Annotated in this window: 27 protein-coding genes and 2 pseudogenes; 19 read left to right on the top strand and 10 right to left on the bottom strand. The window is 69.2% G+C overall.

Annotated elements, in window-relative coordinates; translation table 11 throughout:
* Positions 1–13: 13 nt before the first annotated feature.
* Positions 14–1,573: a polyprenol phosphomannose-dependent alpha 1,6 mannosyltransferase MptB gene (mptB, locus tag MJQ72_RS08875; protein WP_240598643.1), complete on the top strand. Its 1,560-nt coding sequence runs from the start codon at positions 14–16 to the stop codon at positions 1,571–1,573.
* Between the two features lie 233 nt (positions 1,574–1,806).
* Here the strand turns inward: mptB and MJQ72_RS08870 are convergent, their stop codons facing one another.
* From MJQ72_RS08870 to MJQ72_RS08855, 4 genes are read right to left on the bottom strand one after another with little or no spacing between them, the layout of a single operon-like run.
* Positions 1,807–2,223 (bottom strand): TIGR03668 family PPOX class F420-dependent oxidoreductase, encoded by a 417-nt coding sequence (locus tag MJQ72_RS08870; RefSeq protein ID WP_240598642.1) that lies wholly within the window; start codon positions 2,221–2,223, stop codon positions 1,807–1,809.
* A 14-nt stretch (positions 2,224–2,237) separates the two neighbouring features.
* Positions 2,238–2,864 carry a bifunctional 2-polyprenyl-6-hydroxyphenol methylase/3-demethylubiquinol 3-O-methyltransferase UbiG gene (locus MJQ72_RS08865; protein WP_240598641.1) on the bottom strand — a complete coding sequence of 209 codons (627 nt, stop codon included), beginning with the start codon at positions 2,862–2,864 and terminating at the stop codon, positions 2,238–2,240.
* 48 nt (positions 2,865–2,912) lie between these two features.
* Complete coding sequence (locus MJQ72_RS08860; RefSeq protein WP_240598640.1) at positions 2,913–3,800, bottom strand: LD-carboxypeptidase; 888 nt, start codon at positions 3,798–3,800, stop codon at positions 2,913–2,915.
* Complete coding sequence (locus MJQ72_RS08855; RefSeq protein WP_240598639.1) at positions 3,797–5,737, bottom strand: prolyl oligopeptidase family serine peptidase; 1,941 nt, start codon at positions 5,735–5,737, stop codon at positions 3,797–3,799. Before MJQ72_RS08855 ends, MJQ72_RS08860 begins: the two co-directional genes overlap by 4 nt.
* 121 nt (positions 5,738–5,858) lie before the next feature.
* On the opposite strand from MJQ72_RS08855, the gene MJQ72_RS08850 reads away from it, so the two are divergent.
* The 7 genes from MJQ72_RS08850 to MJQ72_RS08820 all read left to right on the top strand — a co-directional run bounded on the left by MJQ72_RS08850 (position 5,859) and on the right by MJQ72_RS08820 (position 11,557).
* Positions 5,859–6,434, top strand: coding sequence for a DUF3090 domain-containing protein (locus tag MJQ72_RS08850; RefSeq protein ID WP_016334235.1), 576 nt, complete (start codon positions 5,859–5,861; stop codon positions 6,432–6,434).
* 4 nt (positions 6,435–6,438) lie between these two features.
* Positions 6,439–7,221, top strand: a complete 783-nt coding sequence (locus tag MJQ72_RS08845) for an SCO1664 family protein (protein ID WP_240598638.1) — start codon at positions 6,439–6,441, stop codon at positions 7,219–7,221.
* Positions 7,206–8,099: an aminoglycoside phosphotransferase family protein gene (locus tag MJQ72_RS08840; RefSeq protein ID WP_240598637.1), complete on the top strand. Its 894-nt coding sequence runs from the start codon at positions 7,206–7,208 to the stop codon at positions 8,097–8,099. The genes MJQ72_RS08845 and MJQ72_RS08840 overlap by 16 nt, the downstream gene beginning before the upstream one ends.
* A gap of 50 nt (positions 8,100–8,149) precedes the next feature.
* Positions 8,150–8,965, top strand: coding sequence for a DUF3097 domain-containing protein (locus MJQ72_RS08835; protein WP_240598636.1), 816 nt, complete (start codon positions 8,150–8,152; stop codon positions 8,963–8,965).
* A gap of 95 nt (positions 8,966–9,060) precedes the next feature.
* Positions 9,061–9,492, top strand: a complete 432-nt coding sequence (locus tag MJQ72_RS08830; protein ID WP_063276642.1) for an NfeD family protein — start codon at positions 9,061–9,063, stop codon at positions 9,490–9,492.
* Positions 9,493–9,550: 58 nt separating this feature from the next.
* On the top strand, positions 9,551–10,903 hold the full coding sequence (locus MJQ72_RS08825) for an SPFH domain-containing protein (protein WP_240601283.1): 1,353 nt from the start codon (positions 9,551–9,553) through the stop codon (positions 10,901–10,903).
* Between the two features lie 171 nt (positions 10,904–11,074).
* Complete coding sequence (locus MJQ72_RS08820) at positions 11,075–11,557, top strand: pyridoxamine 5'-phosphate oxidase family protein (RefSeq protein ID WP_240598635.1); 483 nt, start codon at positions 11,075–11,077, stop codon at positions 11,555–11,557.
* On the opposite strand, the gene MJQ72_RS08815 is transcribed toward MJQ72_RS08820, so the two are convergent.
* The 3 genes from MJQ72_RS08815 to MJQ72_RS08805 are packed head-to-tail and all read right to left on the bottom strand — an operon-like array spanning position 11,547 to position 13,941.
* On the bottom strand, positions 11,547–11,921 hold the full coding sequence (locus tag MJQ72_RS08815; RefSeq protein ID WP_240598634.1) for a MerR family transcriptional regulator: 375 nt from the start codon (positions 11,919–11,921) through the stop codon (positions 11,547–11,549). The two genes, MJQ72_RS08820 and MJQ72_RS08815, sit on opposite strands and share 11 nt — an antisense overlap.
* Positions 11,918–13,360, bottom strand: coding sequence for a DHA2 family efflux MFS transporter permease subunit (locus tag MJQ72_RS08810; RefSeq protein WP_240598633.1), 1,443 nt, complete (start codon positions 13,358–13,360; stop codon positions 11,918–11,920). The genes MJQ72_RS08815 and MJQ72_RS08810 overlap by 4 nt, the downstream gene beginning before the upstream one ends.
* On the bottom strand, positions 13,357–13,941 hold the full coding sequence (locus tag MJQ72_RS08805; protein ID WP_240598632.1) for an NADPH-dependent FMN reductase: 585 nt from the start codon (positions 13,939–13,941) through the stop codon (positions 13,357–13,359). The genes MJQ72_RS08810 and MJQ72_RS08805 overlap by 4 nt, the downstream gene beginning before the upstream one ends.
* A gap of 138 nt (positions 13,942–14,079) precedes the next feature.
* Between MJQ72_RS08805 and MJQ72_RS08800 the strand changes: the two are divergent.
* The 4 genes and pseudogenes from MJQ72_RS08800 to MJQ72_RS08780 form a co-directional block, all read left to right on the top strand.
* Positions 14,080–14,363, top strand: a pseudogene (locus tag MJQ72_RS08800) (VOC family protein); the annotation flags it as partial.
* Positions 14,364–14,464: 101 nt separating this feature from the next.
* Entirely contained in the window at positions 14,465–14,782 is a 318-nt protein-coding gene (locus MJQ72_RS08790) for a metalloregulator ArsR/SmtB family transcription factor (RefSeq protein ID WP_240598631.1), read from the top strand.
* Positions 14,779–15,216: an SRPBCC domain-containing protein gene (locus MJQ72_RS08785; protein WP_396426979.1), complete on the top strand. Its 438-nt coding sequence runs from the start codon at positions 14,779–14,781 to the stop codon at positions 15,214–15,216. Before MJQ72_RS08790 ends, MJQ72_RS08785 begins: the two co-directional genes overlap by 4 nt.
* A gap of 30 nt (positions 15,217–15,246) precedes the next feature.
* Positions 15,247–15,819, top strand: coding sequence for a TetR/AcrR family transcriptional regulator (locus MJQ72_RS08780; RefSeq protein ID WP_240598629.1), 573 nt, complete (start codon positions 15,247–15,249; stop codon positions 15,817–15,819).
* Here MJQ72_RS08780 and MJQ72_RS08775 read toward each other — a convergent pair.
* Complete coding sequence (locus MJQ72_RS08775) at positions 15,810–16,580, bottom strand: SGNH/GDSL hydrolase family protein (RefSeq protein WP_240598628.1); 771 nt, start codon at positions 16,578–16,580, stop codon at positions 15,810–15,812. The two genes, MJQ72_RS08780 and MJQ72_RS08775, sit on opposite strands and share 10 nt — an antisense overlap.
* A 240-nt stretch (positions 16,581–16,820) precedes the next feature.
* Between MJQ72_RS08775 and MJQ72_RS08770 the strand changes: the two genes are divergently transcribed.
* The 3 genes from MJQ72_RS08770 to MJQ72_RS08760 all read left to right on the top strand — a co-directional run bounded on the left by MJQ72_RS08770 (position 16,821) and on the right by MJQ72_RS08760 (position 19,058).
* Positions 16,821–17,702 carry a barstar family protein gene (locus MJQ72_RS08770; protein ID WP_240598627.1) on the top strand — a complete coding sequence of 294 codons (882 nt, stop codon included), beginning with the start codon at positions 16,821–16,823 and terminating at the stop codon, positions 17,700–17,702.
* 244 nt (positions 17,703–17,946) lie between these two features.
* The gene (locus MJQ72_RS08765; protein ID WP_240598626.1) at positions 17,947–18,468 is read left to right on the top strand and encodes an RICIN domain-containing protein; all 522 of its coding nucleotides are present in this window, start codon (positions 17,947–17,949) and stop codon (positions 18,466–18,468) included.
* Between the two features lie 104 nt (positions 18,469–18,572).
* Positions 18,573–19,058 (top strand): NUDIX hydrolase, encoded by a 486-nt coding sequence (locus MJQ72_RS08760; RefSeq protein WP_240598625.1) that lies wholly within the window; start codon positions 18,573–18,575, stop codon positions 19,056–19,058.
* Between the two features lie 16 nt (positions 19,059–19,074).
* Here MJQ72_RS08760 and MJQ72_RS08755 read toward each other — a convergent pair whose 3' ends face one another.
* Positions 19,075–19,695 (bottom strand): dihydrofolate reductase family protein, encoded by a 621-nt coding sequence (locus MJQ72_RS08755; protein WP_240598624.1) that lies wholly within the window; start codon positions 19,693–19,695, stop codon positions 19,075–19,077.
* Positions 19,696–20,195: 500 nt separating this feature from the next.
* Here MJQ72_RS08755 and MJQ72_RS08750 point away from each other — a divergent pair, with 500 nt between their 5' ends.
* From MJQ72_RS08750 to MJQ72_RS08735, 4 genes and pseudogenes are all read left to right on the top strand, one after another.
* Positions 20,196–20,525, top strand: coding sequence for a hypothetical protein (locus tag MJQ72_RS08750; RefSeq protein ID WP_240598623.1), 330 nt, complete (start codon positions 20,196–20,198; stop codon positions 20,523–20,525).
* A 198-nt stretch (positions 20,526–20,723) separates the two neighbouring features.
* A complete protein-coding gene (locus MJQ72_RS08745; RefSeq protein ID WP_240598622.1) occupies positions 20,724–21,449 on the top strand; it encodes a class I SAM-dependent methyltransferase in 726 nt (241 codons plus the stop codon).
* 56 nt (positions 21,450–21,505) lie between these two features.
* Positions 21,506–22,244 (top strand): annotated as a pseudogene (locus MJQ72_RS08740) (transposase family protein).
* Between the two features lie 63 nt (positions 22,245–22,307).
* On the top strand, positions 22,308–22,553 hold the full coding sequence (locus MJQ72_RS08735) for a hypothetical protein (RefSeq protein WP_240598621.1): 246 nt from the start codon (positions 22,308–22,310) through the stop codon (positions 22,551–22,553).
* Between the two features lie 54 nt (positions 22,554–22,607).
* Here the strand turns inward: MJQ72_RS08735 and MJQ72_RS08730 are convergent, their stop codons facing one another.
* Entirely contained in the window at positions 22,608–24,431 is a 1,824-nt protein-coding gene (locus tag MJQ72_RS08730; protein WP_240598620.1) for a hypothetical protein, read from the bottom strand.
* Between the last annotated feature and the right edge of the window lie 64 nt (positions 24,432–24,495).

The raw sequence follows: 24,495 nt of genomic DNA, 5'->3' as shown, positions 1-24,495 counted from the left end.
CTCCAATCTCGAAATGGCGACCACGACAGACCCCCAGCAGACGCCCTCGGCCGGTTCCCTCGGCGAGCGGCTACGGGTGCCTTCCCGGTTCCCGTACCGCACCATCGCGATGGGGACCATCGGCAGCACGCTGCTGATGCTGGCGGCGCTCGGCGCCGGTGGCATCCTCATCCGTGACCCGATCCTGGGGCACGGGCCGCTGTCGTGGATCCGCTACGGCCACGGTCGCATCCTCGCCAACGTGATGCTCTACACGGGCTTCGCGCTGATCATCTGGGCGTGGGTCCGGCTGGGCCGCTATGCGCTCGCCGGCCGCATCGGCAGCCGCCCGATCGTCATCGCCGCCGCCTGCTGGATGGCGCCGCTGCTGGTGTCGCCGCCGCTGTTCACCCGCGACGTCTTCTCCTACCTCGCGCAGGGCGCGCAGCTGTTGCACGGGCTCGACCCGTACGCCAACGGCCCGGCCGAGCTGACCGTGCTGCCGGACGTCGTGCAGAACGTCCACCCGCTGTGGCAGACCACCCCCGCGCCGTACGGCCCGCTGTTCCTGCTGGTCGCCAAGGGGATCATCTCGGTCACCGGCAACGACATGATCGCCGGTGTCATCGCGACCCGGCTGGTGCTGATGATCGGCCTGGCCGGAATGCTGTGGTCACTGCCGCGGCTGGTCAAGCACCTCGGCGGCAAACTGCCGATCACCCTGTGGCTCGCCATCGCCAGCCCGATGACGGTGATCCACCTCGTCGGCGGCCCGCACAACGACCTGCTGATGCTCGGCTTCCTCACCGTGGGCGTGCTGGCGGCGTTGGAACGCAGGCATGTCGTCGCGATCGTCCTGGTCACCATCGGCATGCTGATCAAGCCCACCGCGGCGTGGGCGCTGCCGTTCCTGGTCTGGGTATGGGCGAACCACCTGCCCGGCGACCGGAAGGTGGTCAACTTCTTCCGCGCGGGCGCCGCGTCGGTCGGGATCTTCCTGCCGGTGTTCGTCGTGGGCACCTGGCTTTCGCTCGGTTCGTTCAACCTGGGCTGGCTGACCGGCCTCAAGGCGCCGACGCTCATCGCGAACTGGATGAACTTCCCGACCGGGATCGGCGAGATCTTCTACTCGCTGGTGAACCTGGTGATCGACGTCGAGGTCTCGCCGTTCGTCACGGTGTTCCGTGCGATCGCGATGGTCGGCCTGTTCGTCTTCGCCGGCCGCCAGTGGTGGCTCGCCCGCGACGGCGGCAACCCGGCGATCCACCGGATGGCGATCGTCCTGCTGGCCGGCGCGATCGTCCCGCCGCCCTCGCTGCCGTGGTACCTGACCTGGGGTTTCGTGGTCCTGTCGGCCTTCGAATGGCGCCGCCGGAACCTCGCGGTGGTCGTCGCCGTGTCGGTGTTCGTGACGCTGGTCTACTACCCGACGGGGGAGCAGGCGCTGTACGACTGGTGGTTCATGGCCGGTGTCGTCGCGGCGAGCGTGTACGCGGCCGCTTCGCTGCTGCGGCCGGATCCGCTGGGGATCATCGCCGCCTGGCGGGGGAAGCCGACGGAGCAGTTCCTGCCCGCTGAGGCACCCCGGTCCTGACTTTGGTCCGTGAGGGCCTCCTTCACTACCTTCAGGGTAGGGAAGGAGGCCCTCACGGCGTTCTGGGGGAGCGGTTGTGACTCCTGAGGCGAGCCGGCGTTCCGTGAAGGCCTCCTTCAGGGACTCTGGGTCCCTCAAGGAGGCCTTCACGTCCAACTCGAAGTGTATAACGACCTATACGGCAGGGCGAAGGCTTTGTTGTCGTAGAACGGCAACAAAGCCGAAAAAGAAGCTCAGGAAGCCCGCCACCCGCTCCACGAGTGAATGAGCGTGCTCACCACGGCATGCGGAGCCGGCTGCGTCTCGTACTGCGGATACTTCTCCCGAAGCAGCCGCACCGGCAGCGCCTGCTCGTCGGGATCCGTCAGCACCCGGGCGACGCCGTCCGCCCGAGCCCACCACAGCCCGGCCCAGTCCTCGTCGTAGCGGTCGGTCAGGAACCCGACGGCAGGGTTCTCCGCGATGTTCTTCAGCCGCCGCAACGCCGTCGTACTCTTCGGCTTGTGGTCGATCGCGAAGGCCACCGAATCGCCTTCGACGACGAACGTCACCGGCACGAGATGGGGGACACCGTCCGAGCCGGCCGTCGCGAGCCGCGCGATCCGCTCGCCTTCGAACCGTGACCGGGCTTCGGCAGGCGTCATCCGCATGCCCGTGACGGTACCTAGCCCGAGCGGCGCACGCGGAGCACGTTGTCCGATCGCGTTCCGTGCTGGCCTTCCGGGCCGGGGAAGTCGTGCGTGATCAGCTCCTGCCGCTCCACGGTCCATTCGCCGTCGGCCAAGGCCAGCGCTTCGAGGACCTCGGCGGTCGTGGGGAAGTGGACGTCCTTGTGCGGCGGCTCGTCCATCCACGTCGGCCAGCCCGCGTGGCCGGCGACCACCAGGGTCCCGCCCGGCGCGACGGCCTCGGCGGCACGCCGGAGTGCCTTGTCCCGCTCGCCGTCCTCCGCCACGGGGGAGTGGAAGAACTGCGCGGAGACGAGGTCGAAACGACCTTCCGGGAACGACTTGGCCAGGTCGTGGCGCTCCCAGGTGATGCCCTCGACGCCGGCTTCGGCCGCGTGTGCGGCGGCACGCTCGAGCGCGACGTCCGAGATGTCGACGGCGGTGACGCGCCAGCCCTGCTGCGTGAGCCAGATGGCGTCACCGCCCTCGCCGCAGCCGAGATCGAGTGCCGTGCCCGGGGTGAGGGCGGCGACCTCGTTCACCAGGATCGGGTTCGCCTTCCCGCTCCAGACCTGGTCCTTGTCCCGGTAGAAGTCTTCCCAGAACTGCTGTGTCGAATCCATGACCGCAAGATGCCCGCGGTCCGGCCGTCTTCGCAAGTTCCGTTGCCGTTATGGCAAAACCTGGAGTGTTCCCGCGTCGGCGTCGAGGGTGGCCCGCGCGCCGAGGGGGATGGTGGGAGACGCGGGCACGTGTCCGACGCCGAAGTCCCACGCGATGGGCACGCCGAGCGGTCCGAGCCGGTCGAGCATCAGTGCGCGGATGTCCTCGGGGTCGCCGCAGGATTTCCACGAACCCAGCACGAAACCGCGAACACCGTCGAGCCAGCCGGAACGCAGCAGCTGGGTGAGCATCCGGTCGATCCGGTAGAGGCTCTCGGTGACGTCCTCCAGCAGGACGATCGACTCGCGCGCCGAGCCCGCTTCCGGCGCGCCGAGACCGGAGGTCAGCAGGGCGAGGTTGCCGCCGATGAGCGTTCCGGTCGCCGTACCGGCCACCAGCGGCGACGACGTCGGCGAGGTGATCAGCCGCACGCCTTCCGGTTCGAACAACGACAGCCGCAGGTGTTCGGCGGCCACCGCGTCGAACAGGGTGGTCGCGGGCAAGGGGGCGAACAGCGTCTCCAGTCCCAAGTGGACACTCACCGCCCGGTGCAGCGCGGTGACGTCGCTGGATCCGGCGAACGTCTTGGGGCCGGCGGACTTCAGTGCCGTCCAGTCGACCAGGTCGAGCATGCGTTGCGAGCCGTAGCCGCCACGGGCGGCGAGGACGCAGGTCACGCCCGGATCCAGCCAGGCCCGGGTGAACTCGGCGGCCCGCGCCTCGTCGGAAGCCGAGAGATAGCCGGTGGAGGTCGCGCGAACGCATTCGCCGACGTGGACCTCGACGCCCCAGCTTCGGAGCACTGGCAGCGCCTTCTCGACGAGGTCCGGCGGGACCGGGCCCGCCGGGGCGACCAGTGCGATCGTGTCGCCCGGTCGTGTCTTCGGCGGCCTCACCGGCTCAGCCGGAGTTTCGGCACGCCGGGGGTCTCGAAGCCGAAGACCTGACCGTAGAACGACAACTCCGCTTCGAGCGCGGCCACGATCGTCTCGGCCTTCCGGAAGCCGTGCTGTTCGCCCTCGAACCTCAGGTACGCGTGCTCGATGCCGCGCCCGGCCAGTCCGGCGACGAACCGGTCCGCCTGCTCGGGTGGGCAGATCTCGTCCTCCAGTCCCTGCAGGAACAGGAGGGGACCGGCGAGAGTGTCCGCGTTGTTGATCGGCGACCGGTCCCGGTAGCGCTGCTCGGCGCCGGGCAGGGGGCCGATCAACCCGTCGAGGTAGCGGGATTCGAAGTCGTGCGTCTCGCCGCCGTCGCCGGTCCACTGGGTGAGGTCGAGGATCGGGTACATGACGGTGCCCGCGCGATAGGTCGTCGTGGTGGTCAGCGACGCGGCGGAGGTGTAGCCGCCGGCGCTGCCGCCGCGGATCGCCAGCCTGTCGCCGTCGACGGTGCCTTCGGCGGCGAGGGCTTCGGCGACGGTGACGCAGTCGGCGACGTCGACGACGCCCCACTGTTCCCGCAGCCGTTCGCGGTAGGCGCGTCCGTAGCCGGTGGAGCCGCCGTAGTTCACCGTGACGACGGCGATCCCGCGGCTGGTGAAGTACGCGATCTCGTGATCGAGCACCGCGCTGTCCCGGCCGGTCGGCCCGCCGTGCGGGTACACGAAAAGCGGTGGCAGTTCGCCGTCCGGGGCGGCGAAGTCGGGGTTCGCGGGGAGGTAGAGGAAGGCCGGGATCCGGTCGCCGTCGTCGGTCTTGAAGATCCGCTCCACGGGCGTCGACAGGTAGGCGGGCGACGGTGGTTCGGGTGCGGAGGCGAGCTCGGTGACGGTTCCGGCTTCGAGGTCGACCTTCACGACTGCGGCTTCGCGCGTCGGGCCCGCGGCGACGCCGACGACGCAGCCTTCGTGGACGGCCAACCCGTTGGTGGACCACGCGGTCAGGTCGGCGGCGGCGGGCACCGGGGTCAGTTCGCGGGTCGTCTCGTCGAGGACGGCGAGCCCGCCCGAGGCGATGGCGGCGTACCGGCCGTTCCCGAGCGGCGTGAACCAGCGGGCGCCGAGTTTCCACTGCGCACCGCCGATCTCCTGTTCGGCGGGGGCCAGGTTCGTGATGCCGCCGTCGAGGTCGACGCGGTGCAGATTCCACCAGCCGTGCGGGTCGAGCAGGGCGAGCAGGCTGTCCGCCGACTCCCACTCGACCTGGCAGACGGAGACGTCGGCCGCGCCCGCGAGCACGCGGTGCGGCCCGAAGGTCCCGTCTTCGAGGAGTTCGGCGACGCACAGTTCGGTGCCGTCCCAAGGCATCGCGGGATGGTTCCAGCCGAGCCACGCCGCGTGTGTCCCGCCGGGCGAAAGCTGCGGTGCGGTGAGGAAGTGGTGGCTGGCGGTCAGAACGCGTTCCGGGCCGCCGTCGAGGGGGACCGCGATGAGGTCGCGGGCGATGTCGACGCGCCGGGGGCCGGTGCTGCGTTCGCGGACCAGCCACACTTCGCCGGGCCGGCCGGGCCGGAGGTCGCTGTAGCGGATCTGGTGGCGTGTGGCCGGTTCCGGGGTCAGTGGTGTCGTCTCGCCGGTGGTCAGGTCGCGGCGGTAGACGCGCTGATCCGTCCAGTGGGTGAAGACCAGGACGTCGTCGAGGACGAGCCAGGGGCGGCCGCCGTACTCGTGGACCCGGTTCCGGACGTTCCAAGGAGCGGGAAGGACGTCCTCGACCGTGCCGTCGGAGCGGGAGCGTACGAGGGTCACTCGGCCGCCTTCACCGGTTCTCGCTTCGGCCCACCACACCTCGTTTCCCGCCGTTCCGAGCCATTGCGCGCTGACTCCCGAGGCCGCGACGTCGGCGGCCGACAGGGGAGACGTCCAGGTGCCGTAAGGGGCGATCTCAACCACAGGGGAAGACTAGGTTCGGCTCTTTGCCTATGGCGGCTCGGGGCGCGGCGGTTTCGCCCTGGGCTGAACCGTGGGGCGGCGGATGCCGATCAAGTGGCCGTGGCCTAGGGTCAAAGGTGCCATGTCTCGCGTAATCCACGTCTTCCGCCAGCCCGACCGGTTCGTCGCAGGAACCGTCGGTGAGCCCGGCGACCGCACGTTCTACCTCCAGGCGTCCGAGGACGTCCGCACGATCAGTGTGACGATCGAAAAACAGCAGGTCGTGGTCTTGGCCGAAAGGCTCAGCTCGCTGCTGGAAGAGGTCGCCAGCCGGTTCGGCGCGGATGTTCCGGACGACGCGCCCGACGAGCTTCTCGACGTCGACCCCCTGACCGTTCCGGTCGAGGAGGAGTTCCGCGTCGGCACGATGGGGCTCGGCTGGGACGCCGACAGCAGTGCTGTCGTCATCGAACTGCTCGCGATGACGGAAGGCGAGGTGGACGAAACGGTCGTTCTGGACGACACTGAAGAGGGGCCGGACGCGGTCCGTGTCTTCCTGACTCCCGGTGCGGCGCGCGCTTTCGCGGAACGGGCGGACAGGGTGGTCAACGCCGGCCGCAAGCCGTGCCCGCTGTGCGCGGAGCCGCTCGACCCGGCGGGCCATATCTGCCCGCGCCAGAACGGGTACCGGCGCGACGTCGACGTCCTCGAGGACTGACCCGGTGGCGGAGACTTCGCGGGAGCTGGTGACGCGCGGCAAGATCGACGTCGAAGGCAGGCTCGTCGACGCCTCCAACGTCACGCTGTTCTGCACGATCGAGCTCGACGGCGTCACCGGGAACGTGGTGTACAAGCCGGTTTCCGGTGAGCGGCCGCTGTGGGATTTCCCGGACGGGACGCTCGCGGGCCGGGAGGTCGCGACGGCCATGATCGCCGACGCCTCGGGGCTCGGCGCGATCCCGCCGACGGTGCTGCGTGACGGGCCGTTCGGGCCGGGCATGGTGCAGCTGTGGATCGAGACCACGGATGAGGATCTGGTCGACGTCCGGTCGCCGGAAAGCGTGCCGGAGGACTGGCGTGTCGTGCTGCACGCGCACGATCGCGACGGCGAACCCGCGGTGCTCGCACACGCGAACCGGCAAGGGATGCGGGAACTGGCCGTGCTGGACATCGTGGTCAACAACACCGACCGCAAGGGCGGCCACGTGCTGGCCGGCGCCGACGGTCGCGTCTACGGCGTGGATCACGGGATCTGCCTGCACACCGACCCGAAGCTGAGGACGGTGCTCTGGGGCTGGATCGGCGAGCGGCTGACCGAGGACGAGATCGGCAAGCTGCGCGGCCTGCGCGAGAAGCTGGACGGTGAACTCGGTGACGCGCTCGGCGAGCATCTCACCGGGTTCGAGATCCGTGCGCTGGCCGAGCGCACCGATCTGCTCCTGGCGGAGGCTGTCTTCCCGGAGCCCGGCGACGACTGGCGTGCCATCCCGTGGCCGTTGTTCTGATCGACGACGAGGCGCGGGGGCGTCTGGTCAAGCGGTTCGGTGGAGAGGTCGCGGCGTGGTGCGACGAGCTGCCCGCTCTCGTGGCGCGGCTGGCGGCACGGTGGGGGCTCACCGTCGTCGACGCGAAACCGGGTAACACCGGGCGGACCCTGATCTGTACCTGGGACGACGGAGCCAAGAAGGTTCTCAAGCTGACGCCGGATCGGTCGATCGCCGCGTCCGAGGCCGCCGCGCTGCGGGCGTGGGACGGCTGTTCCCGGGTCGTGCAGGTGCTGGACACCTGCCTTGCCGACGGGGCGATTCTGTTGGAGGGCATCGACCCTGGCACGCAGCTGCTGGAGGCGGGGGCGGATGTCCCGTGGGCCGAGGTCGGCGACCTGCTGGCCCAGATCCACGCGGTGGCGCCGCCGCCGGATTTCTCGACGCTGGAAGACCGGGTCGTCTTCATGTACGACCTCGCCGAGCGTGGGCTGCGGGGGTCGGTGGCCGAGGCCACGCTTTCGCTGGAAACCCTCGATCGGGCGAGGCGGCGGGCGCTCGCACTCGCGACCGGCGGGGGTGGGAACGCGATCGTGCACGGCGACCTGCATCCGGGCAACGTCCTCGATGGCGGGCCGGGCAGGGGAGCGGTCGCGATCGACCCGCGTCCGAGCGTCGGCGATCCGTCGTTCGATCTGGCCGACTGGGTCACGTTGCCGATGCGTGAGGGTGGAACGCTCGAAGACGGTTTCGACGCGATCGCGCCGTATCTGCCGGGTTTCGACGCCGGACGGGTGCGCGCGTGGTGCGTCGCGCTCGCGCCGCTGTTCGTGATGCGCCCGCTGGAGCGGGGTGAGCGAACCCCGTTCGTCGAAGCGATGCTGCGGCTGGCCGCCTGACCGGCGTGGCGGGGAGACGCCGCCACGCCGCACCGCTAGCGTCGGGCGCCGTGCGCTCCCATTCGTACGACGACGTGTTGTCCGGCCCGCGCAAGCGGAAGATCCCTGAGGTGCCCGCGGAACCGGGGCTCGTGGTCGAAGACCCGGCCAGCGGCTACTGCGGTGCCGTGGTGAAGATCGAGTACGGCAACGTCGTCCTCGAAGACCGCCACGGCAGGCATCGCGTGTTCCCGCTGAACCCGGCGGGTTTCCTGCTCGAAGGAAAGCCGGTCACGCTGGTGCCGTCGAAGGCGGCCCCGAAGGCCCCGGCCCGCCGGATCTCCGCGTCCGGGTCGGTCCAGGTGCAGGGGCTCAAGGCCCGGGTCGCGCGTGATTCGCGGATCTGGGTGGAGGGCAAGCACGACGCCGAACTGGTCGAGCGGGTGTGGGGGCACGATCTGCGGGTCGAGGGCGTGGTGGTGGAACCACTCGATGGTGTGGACGTGCTGTCCGATCGCATCGACGAGTTCGGCACCGGTCCCGGCCGTCGGCTCGGTGTGCTGGTCGATCATCTGGTCGCGGGGAGCAAGGAGTCGCGGATCGTCGACGCGATCCGCGACGAGAACGTGCTGATCACCGGGCATCCGTACATCGACATCTGGGAGGCGGTGAAGCCTTCGGTGGTCGGTATCGGCGCCTGGCCGAAGATCCCGCGCGGCACGGAGTGGAAAGAGGGTGTCTGTGACGCGCTCGGCTGGGGCGAGCCGTGGGAGGGCTGGCAGCGGGTCCTGGCGGCGGTCGGCAGCTACCGGGATCTGGAAACGCCGCTGATCGGAGCGGTGGAACGGCTCATCGACTTCGTCTCCGACCCGGGTGAAGAGTCCTGAATGACCGATTTGCGCGAGGTCACTCAAGGTCACGCGTCGGTCACGTCGGTTTCGCTTCTTCGGTATGAATCGGCGCGATCTGGGAGCATGAACGCATGACAGGCGCTCTCATCTGGCTGATCGCCGGCATCCTCTTGATCATCGCCGAGCTGCTCTCGGGTGATCTGTTCCTGCTCATGGTCGGCGTCGGAGCCCTGTTCGGGGCGGGCTCGGCGGCCTTGACCGGCAACCCGTTCATCGACGTCGCGGTGTTCGCCGTGGCCTCGGTCGGGATGCTCGTCCTCGTCCGGCCGACCCTCAAACGCCGGTTTCTCGCGGGGCCGGACATCAAGACCAACACCGACGCGCTCATCGGCGCGCGAGCGGTAGTAGTGTCCACAGTGGACGGCGATGCGGGCCAGGTCAAACTGGCGGGCGACGTCTGGTCGGCACGGACCATGACCGAAGGGGAACCGATCGCCCCGGGGACGTCGGTGACGGTCGTCGAGATCTCGGGTGCCACGGCGGTCGTCTCGGCCGAGCTGTGAGCCGGACGGCCGCACAGCAGCAGGTTTCTACGTAAGGGGAAGGTAGTTGTCAGAGACAGTGGTGTTCATCGTCGTCGGACTGCTCGCGTTGTTCGTGGTCGTCGTCGTGGTCAAGGCGATCATGGTGGTGCCGCAGGCCCAGTCCGCAGTGATCGAACGGCTGGGCCGGTTCCGGACGGTGGCTTCTCCCGGCCTGACGTTTCTGGTGCCCTTCCTGGACAAGGTCCGGGCGCGGATCGACCTCCGAGAGCAGGTCGTCTCGTTCCCGCCCCAGCCCGTGATCACCGAGGACAACCTGACCGTGTCCATCGACACGGTCGTGTACTTCCAGGTCACCGATTCGCGTGCCGCGGTCTACGAGATCTCGAACTACATCGTCGGTGTCGAGCAGCTGACCACCACGACGCTGCGTAACGTCGTCGGTGGCATGAGCCTTGAGCAGACGCTGACCTCGCGTGACTCGATCAACAGCCAGCTGCGCGGGGTGCTCGACGAGGCCACTGGCCGCTGGGGCATCCGCGTCGCCCGTGTCGAGCTGAAGGCGATCGACCCGCCGCCCTCCATCCAGGACTCGATGGAGAAGCAGATGCGCGCCGACCGGGAGAAGCGCGCGATGATCCTGACCGCCGAAGGTCAGCGGGAATCGGCGATCAAGACCGCCGAAGGTCAGAAGCAGAGCCAGATCCTCGCGGCCGAAGGTGCCAAGCAGGCCGCGATCCTGAGCGCGGAGGCCGAGCGGCAGTCCCGGATCCTGCGCGCGCAGGGTGAACGTGCCGCCCGGTACCTGCAGGCGCAGGGTCAGGCGAAGGCCATCGAGAAGGTCTTCGCGGCGATCAAGGCCGGGCGCCCGACGCCCGAGGTGCTGGCGTACCAGTACCTGCAGACGCTGCCGCAGATGGCGCAGGGCGACGCGAACAAGGTCTGGATGATCCCGAGCGACTACGGCAAGGCCCTGGAGGGCTTCGCCCGTGCGCTCGGCGCCCCGGGCGACGACGGCGTCTTCCGCTACGAGCCGCCGAAGGAAGACCCCGTCGAGAAGCCGGACCTGGAGGACGAAGAGGTCCAGGGCTGGTTCGACACCTCCAGCGACCCGAAGGTCGCCGAGGCCGTCGCGGCCGCGGAAGCCGTGGCGCGTAAGGAAGTTCCGGCGTTGGGTGTCGCGACGCCGCGGCAGGAGCCGCCTGCTCCGCGTCAGGTTCCGAAGGCCACGCCGGCTCCCGAGCCGGAGGCCGCTCCGGAGCCTCCGCAGCAGCAGGTCCCGCCGCCTTCCCAGCTGCCGCAGCCGCAGCCGCCTACGGGTCCGCAGGGCGGGCCGTACCAGGGTCCGCCGTCGCAGGGGCCGCGCAGTGGCCCGTTCCCGCAGCAGGGTCCGTTCGGTGGTCCGCAGGGTGGTCCGCCGCCGCAGCGCTGAGCCGCTTGAAGTGAGAGAGGGCCGTCCCGTCCGGGGCGGCCCTCTTTTGTGTTTTCTCGCGGGAGTCCGTGAAGGCCTCCTTCACTACCCTCAAGGTAGGTAAGGAGGCCTTCACGGACTTGCTCCGCGGGCGCTGGACCTCGACCGCGGTCGAAGTTGCAGGCTGGCCACATGGACCGACCGATTCTCGCGGTACGAGCTCTTCTCGACGAGCCGCGTTTGCCTGCCAGCGTCGCCACCACCACCGGCCGGGGCAACCCGGCGCTGGCGACGATGTGGTTCGTCGCCGAGGAGGGCAGGTTCTGGTTCCACACGCCGGTGCCGGACGGCCTGCCGTCGCCGTTCCTGGCCGCGGCTCGCGACAACCGGGAAGTCGCCGTCATGGTCGCGACGTTCGATCCGCCCGATGACGTCCGTCAGGTGCGTGCGAGCGGCCCGGCGAGGCTGGAGGCCAAGGACCTGGCGCGGATCCGTCGCATCTACGAGCGCTACGTCCCCGGCTGGTCACCGGACTGGGCGAACCATGCCGCGTCGCCGGACGCGCGGCTGTGGTCGATGTCCCCGGACCGGGGTATGGCCGTGGCCTACCCCGGTCTGGAGAACCGCCCGGTGTTCCGCTGGTCGAACCCCGCGGAAGCACCGTTCAGCTCCTGAGGAACGCGAGCGTCCGGTACTCGTCGACCACCGAGGCCAGTTCGGCGATGCGGGCCTGCCCGGCGTCGATGAGCCGCTGTCCCGCGCGCGACCACTGCTCGAGATCCGGGGACATCGGCGGGATCTCGGCCAGGATCTCCGCGCTTTCGGCGAGACTCAGCCCGACCCGCTGGGCGGCGACCGCGAGCCGGATCCGGCAGATGGCGTCGACCGTGAAGCGCCGTGCGTTGCCCGCGGTGCGTTCGGCGGTGATGACGCGGTAGCGCTCGTAGTACCGGACGGCGTTGGCCGAGACCCCGGCCTTGCTCGCGACTTCGCTGATGGTCAGGTGGGCGTCGAGCGGGGATCGTGTCGTTGTCGTCATGCCGCGCTCCGTACCGTCGTGGGTTGCACTGTCGGGATGGTGGGCCGGGTTCGCAGCCTGACCACCAGGGCGAGCACCATGACCGCGAGCACACCGACGAGAGTCAGACGATACGCGTCGACGATCTCCCCGGTGAGCGACGGCGAAAGGCGCAAGGCGGCGAGCCCCTGTCCTCCGGTGGCGGCCGCGATCAGCCCGGTGAACACCGCGCTCACCACAGCGGTGCCGACCGCGCTCGCGATGGTGCTGGCCAGGGGGAGGATCGCGGAACCGGACGCGAGATCCGGTCCCCGCAGATCACGGCCCGCGCTGACGATGGTGGGCATCATGATCGCCCCGGTGCCCGCACCTTGGAGCACTCCCAAGATCGCCAGCACCGGGTACGACGTGTCCGGTGCGAGGACGAGGACGGTCAACGCGGTCGACGCGACCGCGAGGGTCAGCCCGGTCCCGACGACGATCCGCGGGCCGAAGCGCTCCAGGAGGCGGGCGGCGAACTGGATACTGATCCCCATCCCGATCGTGCCCGGCACCATCATCGCCGCGCTGATCAGGGCCGAGTCGCCGCGGATCACCTGGATGTAGGCGGGCATCAGCAGCATCGAGCCGAAGTACGGCCCGGCGTACAGGACGAGGATCGCGGTGTTGCGCCCGAACGTCCGGTCGCGCAGGAGCCGGACGTTCAGCAGTGGTGCGCGATGACGCCACGAGCGGCGCGTGAACACCGCCATGAGCGCCAGCCCGATGGCGACGATCGCCACCCGGATCCCGAGGCTGGCCGCCTCTTCGCTGAATCCGTACGCCACCGCGACGACACCGGGCACGAGCAGCAGGCCGCCCGCGACGTCGATCGGAGTGCGTTCGGTGGACGGGGCATCGGCGGGCACCCAGCGGAGCACACCCGCGACCGCGAGCAGGGCCGGTGGGACGGTGATGAAGAACAGTGCCCGCCAAGACAATCCGTCCAGCAGGATCCCGCCGAGCATCGGACCGAGGATCGGCCCGACCAGCAGGGGGAGGCCGGTGATCGCGGTCATCCGGCTCCGGCGTTCCGGGGCCACCGCGCCGAAGCCGATGGTCATCCCCAAGGGGTTGATCAGCCCGCCGGCGAGGCCTTGCGCCACCCGTGCGGCGATCAGCCAGCCCAGATCACCGGCGGCTCCGGCGGCCACGGACGCCACCGCGAACACGAACAGCGCGGCCAGGTACACCCGGCGCGCTCCCCATCGTTGGGCGAAGGTCGCCGCCAGCGGCATCGCCGCGACCATGCCGAGCGCGTAGCCGGTCGCGATCCACTGAATGGTGGTGAGGGACGCGGAGAAGGTGGTCATGAATCGCGGCAGCGCGACGGCGACGATCGTGGTGTCGAGAACGGCCATCAACCCGCCGAGTGCGATCACCGCCGCGATGCGCAGCTCTCGACCGGTCAGGCGGTTCATGCCGCACTCACCTCGACCGCGACGCGTCCGGCACGCAGGGTGCGGGCCCACCAGCCCAGTTCCGTCATCGTCGCGGCCAGCGCGCCGCGCTCGCCTTCGGTTCCTTCGTAGCCGTTCGGGCCGAGGCGGGTCCAGGGAGCGTTCAGCAGTACCGCGTCTCGGATGGTGGTGGCCCTCAGCTCGGGGAAGATCAGCCGGAGTTGCTCGATCGCCCGGATGCCGCCCGATCCGGCGCCGTAGCCGACGAACGCGACGGGCTTGTACGCCCATTCGGTGAAGTGCCAGTCGATCGCGTTCTTCAGCGCCGCGGGGAAGCTGTGGTTGTACTCAGGGGTGACGACGAGAAAGGCGTCGGCGTCGCGCAGCCTGTCGCTGATCACCGTCTCGGTGCCACCGGGCCGCGTTCCCTGCAGCGGGAGATCGATGTCGGCGAGGTCGATCGGATCGACCTCCACACCGTCGATGGTGGCGAGTTCGGCCAGCAGCCATCCCGTGATGGCGTCGGCGAAGCGTTCGTGCCGGACACTGCCGATGATCACGGCGAGGAGGATGGGGGACTGCGTGGTGGTTTCTGTGCTCATGCCGACGACGCTAAAAGTTCGTCCATAGGCGAACTCAAGCCGTTGCGGCGCTGGTCACGAACCCTGGACCTCTATTTAGGTCGAGGTCGTACGGGGCACGGTTGACATGTAGGAAATCTCCTACGTATTGTTCCCGGCATGAACATCGACCGCATCCAGTTCCTCACCGTGCCGGTCTCCGACCTGACCGAGGCGCGGGACTTCTACCTCGGCAAGCTCGGCTTCGACCTGCTCGTCGACGTCAGCGGCCCGCACGGGCCGTTCGTCATGGTCGGCCCCAAGGGGCGGACACCGGGATCGTCCTCGTCGATCGCGCCGTCGGCGGGCTGGATCACGACTCGCGTGTCCACTTCCAGCTGACCACCACGGACGTCGACGCCGACATCGCGGAGCTCCGCGCTCAAGGCGTCGAGGTCGACGACGCGGAGGAGATGCCCTGGGGCCGTGTGACGGCTCTGAAGGATCCGGACGGCAACGCGATGGGGCTGCTCGAAGCTTCGGGCTACGGGAACTGGCCGCGCTAGTGCCGGTCAACGACGACGTCTTCGCCGCGCTCGCCAACCCGGCCCGCCGTGAAGTGCTGGGCATCCTCCTCGACGGTCCGCGGGCGGCGGGGGAGATCGCCGAACGGTTCGACATGCGGCGGCCGAGCCTTTCGGAACACCTTCGGGTGCTCCGCGAGGCCGGGCTCGTCCGGGAAGAGAGGCAGGGCCGCAATCGCGTCTACTCTCTGGACGCCGCACCACTGCGAGAGGTCTCGGACTGGCTTTCGCCGTACGAGCGGTACTGGCGCGGCAAACTGGGCAACCTGCGTGAACTGCTGGACGAGGAGGAGTTCTGAACGACGAGGATCCGACGGCCGTTCACGTCGACCAGTTCCTGGCGCATCCGCCGCGCAAGGTGTGGCGCGCGCTGACCGAACCGCAGCTGCTGGAGCGCTGGCTCCGCATGCCGAACGACATCAAACCCGTTGTGGGACACAGGTTCGAGCTGCTCGCGGATCCTGTGCCCGCCGCCGGCTTCGCGGGCGGCCCGGTCGCCTGCGAGGTGCTGGCGGTGGAGCCGGAGCGGCTGCTCAGCATCAGCTGGGGTCCGGAGTGGACGGTCACCTGGCGGCTCGAGCCGGAGGGGCACGGGACACGGCTGTTCCTCAGTCACGAGGGCTTCGACCCGGACGACGAATTCCAACGTATGTCGCGCCGGATCATGGGCGGCGGCTGGCGCACCGGCGTCCCGAAGGCCTTGGCGCGCGTATTGGACGAGATGCCGGACTAGCCTCTCGACAACGGGTCTAGGATCCCCGCTGTGACGGACGAGAAACCGCTCCGAGCCGATGCCCGCCGTAACCGCACACGGGTGTTGGAGGCCGCGGAGCGCGTCTTCGCGGCCAAAGGCACCAGTGCGCCGACCGAGGAAGTCGCCCGCGAAGCAGGCGTCGGCGTCGGCACGGTGTTCCGGCACTTTCCGACGAAAGAAGCGCTGCTGGAAGCGGTGCTCTTCGCACGCCTGCACCGCTTCGTCGACGAGGCGGAGGCCACGGTGGCCGCGGACTCACCCGACCCGGGCGCCGCGTTCTTCGGCTTCCTGACCGGCTGGATCGAGATGTCCGGCGCCAAGAACGCCTACTTCGAAGCCCTGTCGGCGGCCGGAGTCAGCGTGCCGTCGGCGGGGTCGGTCATCGGCGTCCGCCTGAAGGACGCGCTCGGCGTGCTGCTCCGCCGGGCGCAGGACACCGGCGACGTCCGCAAGGATCTCGGCGTCGACGAACTGATCGCGGTGATCATCGGAACCGCGAAAGCGGCCGAGCATGCCGGGCCCGAGTTCCGGGCCCGGACGATCTGCATCCTCTTCGACGGGCTTCGGCCGCGTCAGGTGTAGGGGGCCATCGTCGGCCGCTTCGGCAGGAGCGCGTCGCCCGAGGACTCGCCACGCAGCCTGCGTTTGATCCACGGGACGGCGTGCTCCTTGCCCCACTGGAGGTTTTCGGTGCGCCGCGCCTGCGGGCTCAGCGACGGCCGCGGCCCGAGCACGGCGGGCGCCAGCTCGTGCGGCTCACCGAGCGCGTCGAGGACGGCGATGGCGATCTCGTTGTGCCCCAACGAGTTCAGGTGCAGACGGTCCGGCGCCCACAGACGCCTGTCCCGCAACTGGCGCATCGCCCACATGTCCACCAGCAGTGCTCCATGCCGGGCGGCGATACCGCGGACGTGCTCGTTGTAGATCGCGACGCGGCCACGGATTCTGCGGAACAACGCGTCTTCGACCCCGTCGACCCCGGTGAACAGGACGACCCGCGCCCCGGTGGCGACCACCTTGCCGACCGCGACGTCGTAATCCTCGAGGAGAGCGTCGATGTCGACCTTCGGCCGCATCAGGTCGTTGCCGCCGGCGTAGAGCGTCACGAGATCCGGGTTCAGCGCGAGCGCCGGGTCGAGCTGCTCCGCGAGGACCTGTCCGAGGAGCTTGCCGCGGATCGCGAGGTTGGCGTAACGGAAGTCCTGGTGGTTGGCCGCGAGGGTGCCCGCGACGCGATCGGCCCAGCCGCGGACGCCGTTGGGTGACGAGGGGTCCTCGTCACCGACACCCTCGGTGAAGGAGTCACCGAGACAAACTAAGCGGTTGCTGGTAGTGGAAAGCACAGGATGGATCCCCAAATCGGTGACGACATACCCGCCGAGTCTACTGACGCTGTGTGATGGTGGATGCGTCGGCGCTACCCGGCAGCGTTGCTGACCTGGCCAGGCCCTCGACCATTCACACCGTCGCCCTGCACTGCGTGGCAGGAGAGGGCACGCCCAAGAGCGCCGATCGTAGCCACCGACGGTCACTCTTTCTGGCTCGCTGACCCGTCGCGACTCGCCGCAGATAGTGTCCTCAGGGTGGTGGTCAATCGCGATGCCGGTCTCCGACGGTGGACATGGGCGCATCCGGTCGGCCCACGCTGGCTGCTCCGTGGTGACATCGGCTTCGATGATTCCCATGACGACGTCCCGCTGGCGCTGTGCGCGGACATCGAGGGACTGTTCGTCGACACTCCCGCCGACGGGGTGGCAGCACCGGTGCCGGAGATCAGGCTCCTCGACTGCCGGCCGGAACCGGCGCTGCTGGTCGCGCTCGGCGCGCTGGGACAGTCGTCCAGGGCCGGACTGCGCCGCCGCCGGATCCGCGGCGAGGTCCATGCGGTCGCCACCGATGGTTCCACCGGCCTGGTGATCGGCGCTGGGGTCTCCGGAACGGTCAATGCGGCCGGTCCGTCACGGTCCGTCGCCGGACTTCTGGACGTGACGGTCGAGCTGGGCGAGGGGGAGCGGTTGCCGGTGGGGGTCCTTGGCATCCTGGAGCATTGGCGCACTGGACGGCCATCCAGGCGGAACCTGTGGGCCGGCTACGACCGAGACATGCGGCACCGGTGGGCCGGGGTGGCGCTCGGACACCTGTCCGGCGCACCTGACGGGCCACCCGGCACCACCTACGATCTCGACGGCCGGTTCGTGACCGACATCGAGGGGTTCTACTGCGCGCTCGGGGAGGCGATCAACGGCCCAGGCGGGTACTTCGGCTGGAACCTCGACGCCCTGGAGGACTGCCTCCGTGGAGGTTTCGGCGCGCAGGCCCCGTTTCATCTGGTGTGGCACGAGTCGGCCGTCGCCCGCGAGCACCTTGCTGCCGGCTACGACCGGCGTCGGCTGGGCCCGGCGATCACCCGCGAATACCTTCTGGACATGCTCGCGAAACACCGAATCGAAATCGACCTGCGCTGAGCCGTACGGCATATCATCTCGGCCCAGCCGACCAGCTCGAGTTCGAGGCTGATCATGGTGACGCCCAGCGTGAGACGGCACTGGACGCACGCAGCTGCCAAGAACACCCGAATGACTGATTCTGTTCGGGAGTATCGCTATTTAGCGACTTGAAAATCAAAATAGGTGTCGCTGGTCCATAAGGCCCGAAACCGACCCGATCATCCACCGGAAAGCCCCAAAAGACGTGACGAACCTCCGCGTATTGCCCACCGTCTGCTCGGCCGCGCTGGCCGCCGCCCTGCTGACCGCCCAGCCGGCCTCGGCGGCGATCGAGTCGCCCATTGTCAGCGCGCTGAACGGCCAGTGCCTCGACGCGCACGGCAACGGGTCCAAGGTCACTCCCAAGGGTGCGACAGCCATCCAGTGGCCCTGCCATGGGGACACCAACCAGCTCTGGTACTTCTCCCAGGACTTCAACCGGGAGAACACCTTCCGGCTACAGGTCAGAAGCGGGAACTCCAAGTGCCTTGACGTACCCGGCAAGAGCACCGCCGCCGGGGCCAAACTCCACCTCTGGGACTGCCAGTCCGACTCCGGCGGCAGCCAGTCGTGGCGGTTCCGCCACGTCCGTTCTGAGAACGGCTGGCACTACCACTACATCGAGAACGTCCGGTCCGGTAAATGCCTGGACATACCTGGCAGCTCCACCAGCAACGGGGTCCAGCTCATCCAGTGGCCATGCAGCCTCGCGGCGCGTAACCAGGTCTGGCGCAACCGGGCCTGACCAGAGTCCCTTCGGCGTCAGGGCTGGTGCTCGGGCACGTGCCGCGACCAGAGCAGTCGGTTCGTCTGGTGTGCTTTCTGCCGGTAATGCGGTGGAATGGCGTCATGGTCGAACTTCCGATCCGCGATCGTGTCGGCAACGCCTTGGTCGACTTCCGTTTTGTCGCCGAAGAGGAGTTGGGGAGTCTGGCCAAGCAGGTGGCCATGCCCGCGTCTTTGGTCGTCGCCATCCACGCGGAATCAGTCCTGATGATGTTCGACAGCCGGCGGAGGCAGTGGGAGCTTCCCGGAGGGATGCGGGAGACGGGTGAGAGCCCGCTCGAGGCCGCGGCGCGGGAACTGGGTGAGGAGACCGGCATCCACGGCGTGGGTCTGTCGTTCGCCGCCGTGGCCGAGTTCGATCTCACGAAGCCGGAGCGTCGGGAACTCTTGGCCGTATATCGGGTTCAGCTCCAGGTCGCGCCTCGGTTGACCGTCAACGGTGAAGCGCTGGACTTTCGTTGGTGGCCGCCATCGGAACCGGTGAGCGAGGATATGAGCCCGCTGGACGCGGAGATCGCCAGGCGAGTGGTCCGATCACCTGCAGGTTGAGGGGCCGGTTGTGTCGCTATGCCGCGGGTCGCTCGCCAATGGGAGTTCGAGGATCTGGGGGAATCGGCGGGACTACGCGGTATCGCAGGTGCGTGACGTCGCGGCCTTCGAGCCGCCGGACGGGCTCCAGTTCGATGTGGCCGAGCCCGGCCGGCTCGAACAACCGCCGTCCGTCGCCGAGCAGCACGGGGACGAGGTGCAGTTCGAGTTCGTCGAGCTGGCCTGCTGCCAGCAGAGCTCGTGCCGCGCCGGCGCCGTGAACCAGGACGCCACGACCTCCCGCCGCTTCGCGGGCCTCGTTGGCACACGCGTTGACGTCGCTGTAGAACTTCGCGCTACCCGGTGGCTCGTCGGCAGGGTCGATGGTGTGGGTGAGCACGTGGATCGGCACGCCGTCATGGTGGTCGCCGTTCCAGCGGCCGGCCAGCTCGAACGTGCGGTGTCCGGATATCACGGCGCCGGTCGAGCAGGCCTCGGCGTACACCTGCCCGTTGATCCCTTCGGACATCCGGTCGTCGAGCCAGTTGAACAGCCGCCCTCCGCCGCGGCCGAGTTCCTGGCCCGGCCGGTCGTCGGGCCCGGTGATGTATCCGTCGAGCGACATGGACATGTACAGCCGCAGTGGTGTCCTGGACATCCGTATTCCCCTTCCTCTGGCCAGTCGGCGGTGCCGTCGACGTGGCATTCGGGCCTCCGGACACGTTCGATCCGCCGGCCGGTCTCATACCCGTACGTCGATCGCGCGGCACGGGATTCGACAACGGAGCCGAGATTCCCTCCCCACGGCAGCGGCCTTACCCACGATGTTCGTGGAACCCGGCTGGCGGAGCAGGAACACCATGACCAGCGCCCGCCGGCGGTCGATCCCGCCCCGGAAGGGATCATGGGTGCAGGGCGGGCGCGGATGTTCGCCGAGGAACACCTGACCGTGCTGTCCGCCCTCGCGGACGTGCCGCGGAGCGGGATCGAACCGGGCACGCCGGATGATCGTGAAATCAGGTCGCCCGTGGCTCGTCGGGCGACTGTCCACAGTGGCTGCAAGAGGAAGCCCTGCGACGGCCATCGGCCCAGTTTCTGCATTTCTCCTGGACAGGGCACGATTTTCGAAGCGTCTCACGTGACGTACGGCGGGCCGTTGTGTCAAACAGAAGACTTTCGGTCGGCCTCTTCGTCGTGGCCTGCGCCGTCGTACTGGCGGCGTGCGACGGCTCTGCCGCGCCGGGCGCTGCCAGCCTGGACCCCGCGAAGTGCGCCGACCCGAATTTCGCTGGCGCTCACACGGAGTTCTGCGTCGACAACGCCTCCAACCCGGAAACCCCGGCGACCGATGCCGCCACCCTGCCCAACGGCCTGAAGGTCCGGATCGTCTCCGCGAAGTCCGTGACCGCGGATTCGAACGCCTACGACTCCGGCCCAACCGAGAATGTCCTGGTAACCCTAGCTACTGAGCCTTTGCCAACCTGGTGAGGGGGCTGGCCGACGGTTGTGCGGCGGGGCGTGCGGCCCGGGAGTGGATGTGCCAGCGCTGCGGCCGTCGTGGACAGCTTGGTGGGGGCGGTGGTAAAGGTGGTGCCCACCGTCCTGGGCGGACGGATCGATCGCGTCGCCTTCGCGGTTGGAGTGTCCGACACTCCTACGTCCGACCTGTTCCCTAGAGTCCGGCGGGTGAGTGAGAACGAAGCGTTGGATCAGACCCGCCGAGACTACGACGAGGTCGCCGAGTTGTACGACGACATGGTGCGACAGGGCGACCAAGTCATCGATGCGCTGTCAACAGGGATGATCAACGCCTTCGCCGACCTCGTCCGCGCCGGTGGGTCGGTGGGTGCTGTGGTCGATGCGGGTTGCGGTCCCGGACAGTGGACCGATCACCTGGATCGAGCAGGTATCCGGGTTTACGGGATCGATCTGTCACCGGCCATGGTCGCGATCGCCCGCCGGTATCGTCCTGACCTGCGCTACGAGGTCGGTTCTATGCTCCATCTCGACGCAGGGGACGAGTCGATCGCGGGCATCCTGGCGCACTTCTCGTTGATCCACACGCCGCCGGACCTGCTTCCGCGCGTCCTGACCGAGTTCGCCCGAGTGGTAGAGCCGGGCGGACCCCTGCTGATCGGTGTGCAGATCACCGACACCGCAGACGCCAACGGTTGGGTCCCGTACGACCACAGAGCCTCACCGGCGTATCTGTGGACCCTCGACGCGCTCGCCGACCGACTGCGCGAGCACGACTTCGCCGAGCTCGGACGCCTGCGAATCGTTGCTCCGGCGCCAGGCAAGCCCCCGCCGGATACCTGCTGGCGCGCCATGACGCCAGAAGTAACGAATGAATTTTGCCGACCTGGGCGGGCAGTCAGCGGTGTGCAGCGTGGCGTGACCTCGAATGGGTGAATCTCCTGGTAGACGGGCGATTGCCTAGATCAACACGTCCCACCAGGAGCTTCAACGTGCTGTCCTACCCGTCCGGGATGACCGTGTCCAGCCGCGCCCTCGGCGTGCTCTCCGATGCGCTGCGAGCGCAGTGCAACCAGCGCCGAACCTGGTGGCGGAAGCTCTCGCCCGGCCTGCGGCTTCCGCGTCGGGACCTCGACGGTGTACCGGTACATCCGTGAGGCGCTCGAACTGCTCGCCGCGATGGCTCCCACCCTGGCCCAGGCGATCGAGGTCGCCCGCCGCAAGGCGTTCGTGATCCTCGACGGCACCCTGCTGCGCATCGACCGGGTAGGCATGACATCGGGCTATGACCGGGCGTTCTACTCCGGTAAGCACAAGGCCCACGGGCTGAACGTGCAGGTCGTCGCCGACCCGATCGGCCGGCTGGTGTGGATCTCGCCGCCGCTGCCCGGCGCGAGACATGACAGGGGCGCTGCCCGTGAGCACGGGATTATCGATGCAACTGGCCACCTACGAGATCCCCGCGGCGGCCGACACCGCCTATCAGGGCGCCGGGCCGACGGTCGCGGTTCCGCAGCGGCGCCGTCGGAAGGATCTGGGCACCGGCCGCGACCGGCGCCTGTCCCGGAACCAGAAGGACGTCAACACCGCCCACGCCCGCCGCCGTGGACCCGGCAGCGGGCCAACGCCGAGCGGAAGAACTGGCGGGTCCTGCGGAAGATCCGCTCCAGCCCGAACACCGCCCACCGGCTCATCGCCGCAGTTCAGACCCTCATGATCGCCAGCGCATGATCAGGTTGGCAAAGGCTCACTGAGATCACGAATACCGGCAACGCGACATTCGTCTTCCCGGCGGTGAAGAGCAACGTCCGCACCGAATTGTTGTATGGCGCCAACCACGGCAAGGCGACGAACTCCGCCGTTCAGAAAGGCGGCTCCACCGACTTACCGGAGCAGCTCGTCGCGGGCGGATCGGTGACGATGACCTCGACCTTCACGATGCGCGCCGGGGGCGCGGACAACATCGTCTTCCGGTTCGGCCTGGACAACACCACCACGGACGACATCACCTTCACGAACGTCCAGACCTTGTACAAGTAGCGATCGCGTGCCTCGATCTCGGTGATCCGCGGTTCGTTGGAAGAGCGCCGTCGCTCACTGGCCTCTGATCGTCGACTCGACCGTGTCACCGATGAGGTAGTCCGTGAGCATGTACGCGCCCACGCCGACCAGGAACCCCACGGCGGAACCGAGCGGAGTGGCGGGTGCGCCGATGATGGCGCCCGTGATTCCGGCGGCCAGCAGGCCGGACGCCGCAGCCCGGCCACCACGCGCTAGGTAATCGGTCGCGTTGTAGTCGGCGGTGCCGCGCAGCTCCTCGATGGCCATGTGTCCCGTCTCGATCAACGGGGCCGCGACCACGGCACCGGCCGCGCTCGTCCCGGCACGGCCCAGCACGACGTACACCCGGCCGGCGCCGCCGGTCATCAGTGCGTTGCCGACCGCCGCGCCGACCCTGGTCTCCACCGCGCCACCGACGCCGGCACCGACACCCGTGGAGGCCGCGGTCGTGCCCAGATCCGCGGCGGACGGCAGCCTGCCCTCGGTGGCGAGCGAACCACCTGCCTGGAACAACACGGCGGCGCCCGCGCCCATGGTGCCCGATCGCACGCCGGCGCGGCCCATCGCGCCGGACGCGCCGCGTTCGGCCACCGACAGCGCCTCGGGGAACGTCCGCATCGCGATGTCCGGCCGGGCACCACGGCCGGAGCCTCCCAGGCCTGCCGCGCGGCGCACGTTCTGGACGGACTGCAGGCCCGCGGTGTCCATGCCGTGGCTGACCACCTGCTCGGACAGAGCCCGCGCCAGCCGGGTGAGGATCGGGGTGCGTTGGGCGGGCGGCAGGGCGTTGAGCTGGGCCAGTGTTCGGATCTGGGTGCCGCCGACGCGTTCGTTCGCGACAGCGAGGTGGGCGTCGATCGCGGCCTGGTGGTTCGCCGGGTTGGTCATGACGCCATTGGAGACCGTGGCGCGGAAGGAGGTCACGTCGTCGGCGTTGACCGCGAGCCTGCCTCGGCGGATGACGTCCTGCCGCGCTGCCTGCCAGGCGGGGGTCGCGGCCGGTGGCCACGGCAGCGTCGGGTGCTGGTTCCACACGGCTCGGTCGAACGCCGTGCCGCCGCCCGCACCGGTGAGCGTCCTGAACGAGTCACGGTAGTAACCGCCGCGCCCGGCGGGGGCCTGGGTGGACGCCTTGACGCTGACCAGCCGTCCGCCGGTGTCGGTGAAATCCCAGACCGGGTAGTTGCCCGACCGGGGCGTCGAGCCGGGGCCCGCCGGCCGCCAAGGCACCGCGTTCAAGTCGCCCGCCAGCGGAGAACCCTGACGCGCGGCGAACGACAGTTCGCCCACATCGCCGGTGAACCCCCTGTTCAGCACGCCGGGCCCGCTGACGTCGGTGCCGACCACGCCGGGCAGCTGCCGTTCGAACGCGCCGCTCTGCAGCCGCGGCCCGAGGACTCCGGCGGCCGCGGCCTCGTCCAGGCTGGTGATCGGGATACCCAGGCCGGTGAGGGCTCGCTGGAACTGCCGCTGCGTCACGACGACGGCCGGCGCCGACCTGCCCCAGCCCAGCGGCGCGGTGCCCACATCGACGACCTGCGAGCCATCGGTGATGGCGAGGAGCTGGCCGCGGCCACCGGCGTTGCTCTGCTCCGCGAGGAAGACCTGTCCGGCGTCGACGCGGGCCTGGCGTTCCTGCTCCAGCGCGGTCTGGCGGGTGGTGGCGGTCTGCCGTTCCGCCGCGGGGAGCTCAGGCCGCGCGAGCTGCTGGCGAACCGTCTCGAGTTCGTCCAGCAGACCGGTGTTGGTCAGGTCGCCGACCGGGGCCGGCCGTGTCGGCGTGGCGGACGGCCGTTGCTGTCGCTGTACCCAGGCGGTGACGGCGGCGTTGCCCGCAGCGTGGGGTACCGCCGTCAACGGCACAGGTGTTCCGGCGTGGTGGTGAGAACGTCGCTTGGCCTTGTCGGAGCCGGGCTCGGGC

It is taken from the genome of Amycolatopsis sp. EV170708-02-1 (assembly GCF_022479115.1).
Taxonomy (GTDB): domain Bacteria; phylum Actinomycetota; class Actinomycetes; order Mycobacteriales; family Pseudonocardiaceae; genus Amycolatopsis.
This window is presented reverse-complemented; position numbering and strand designations above follow the sequence as displayed.

Coding starts and splice junctions, on each gene's coding strand:
- mptB (WP_240598643.1), top strand. CDS start 14: ATGGCGACCACGACAGACCCCCAGCAGACGCCCTCGGCCGGTTCCCTC.
- MJQ72_RS08870 (WP_240598642.1), bottom strand. CDS start 2,223: ATGCGGATGACGCCTGCCGAAGCCCGGTCACGGTTCGAAGGCGAGCGG.
- MJQ72_RS08865 (WP_240598641.1), bottom strand. CDS start 2,864: ATGGATTCGACACAGCAGTTCTGGGAAGACTTCTACCGGGACAAGGAC.
- MJQ72_RS08850 (WP_016334235.1), top strand. CDS start 5,859: ATGTCTCGCGTAATCCACGTCTTCCGCCAGCCCGACCGGTTCGTCGCA.
- MJQ72_RS08830 (WP_063276642.1), top strand. CDS start 9,061: ATGACAGGCGCTCTCATCTGGCTGATCGCCGGCATCCTCTTGATCATC.
- MJQ72_RS08820 (WP_240598635.1), top strand. CDS start 11,075: ATGGACCGACCGATTCTCGCGGTACGAGCTCTTCTCGACGAGCCGCGT.
- MJQ72_RS08815 (WP_240598634.1), bottom strand. CDS start 11,921: ATGACGACAACGACACGATCCCCGCTCGACGCCCACCTGACCATCAGC.
- MJQ72_RS08810 (WP_240598633.1), bottom strand. CDS start 13,360: ATGAACCGCCTGACCGGTCGAGAGCTGCGCATCGCGGCGGTGATCGCA.
- MJQ72_RS08805 (WP_240598632.1), bottom strand. CDS start 13,941: ATGAGCACAGAAACCACCACGCAGTCCCCCATCCTCCTCGCCGTGATC.
- MJQ72_RS08760 (WP_240598625.1), top strand. CDS start 18,573: ATGGTCGAACTTCCGATCCGCGATCGTGTCGGCAACGCCTTGGTCGAC.
- MJQ72_RS08755 (WP_240598624.1), bottom strand. CDS start 19,695: ATGTCCAGGACACCACTGCGGCTGTACATGTCCATGTCGCTCGACGGA.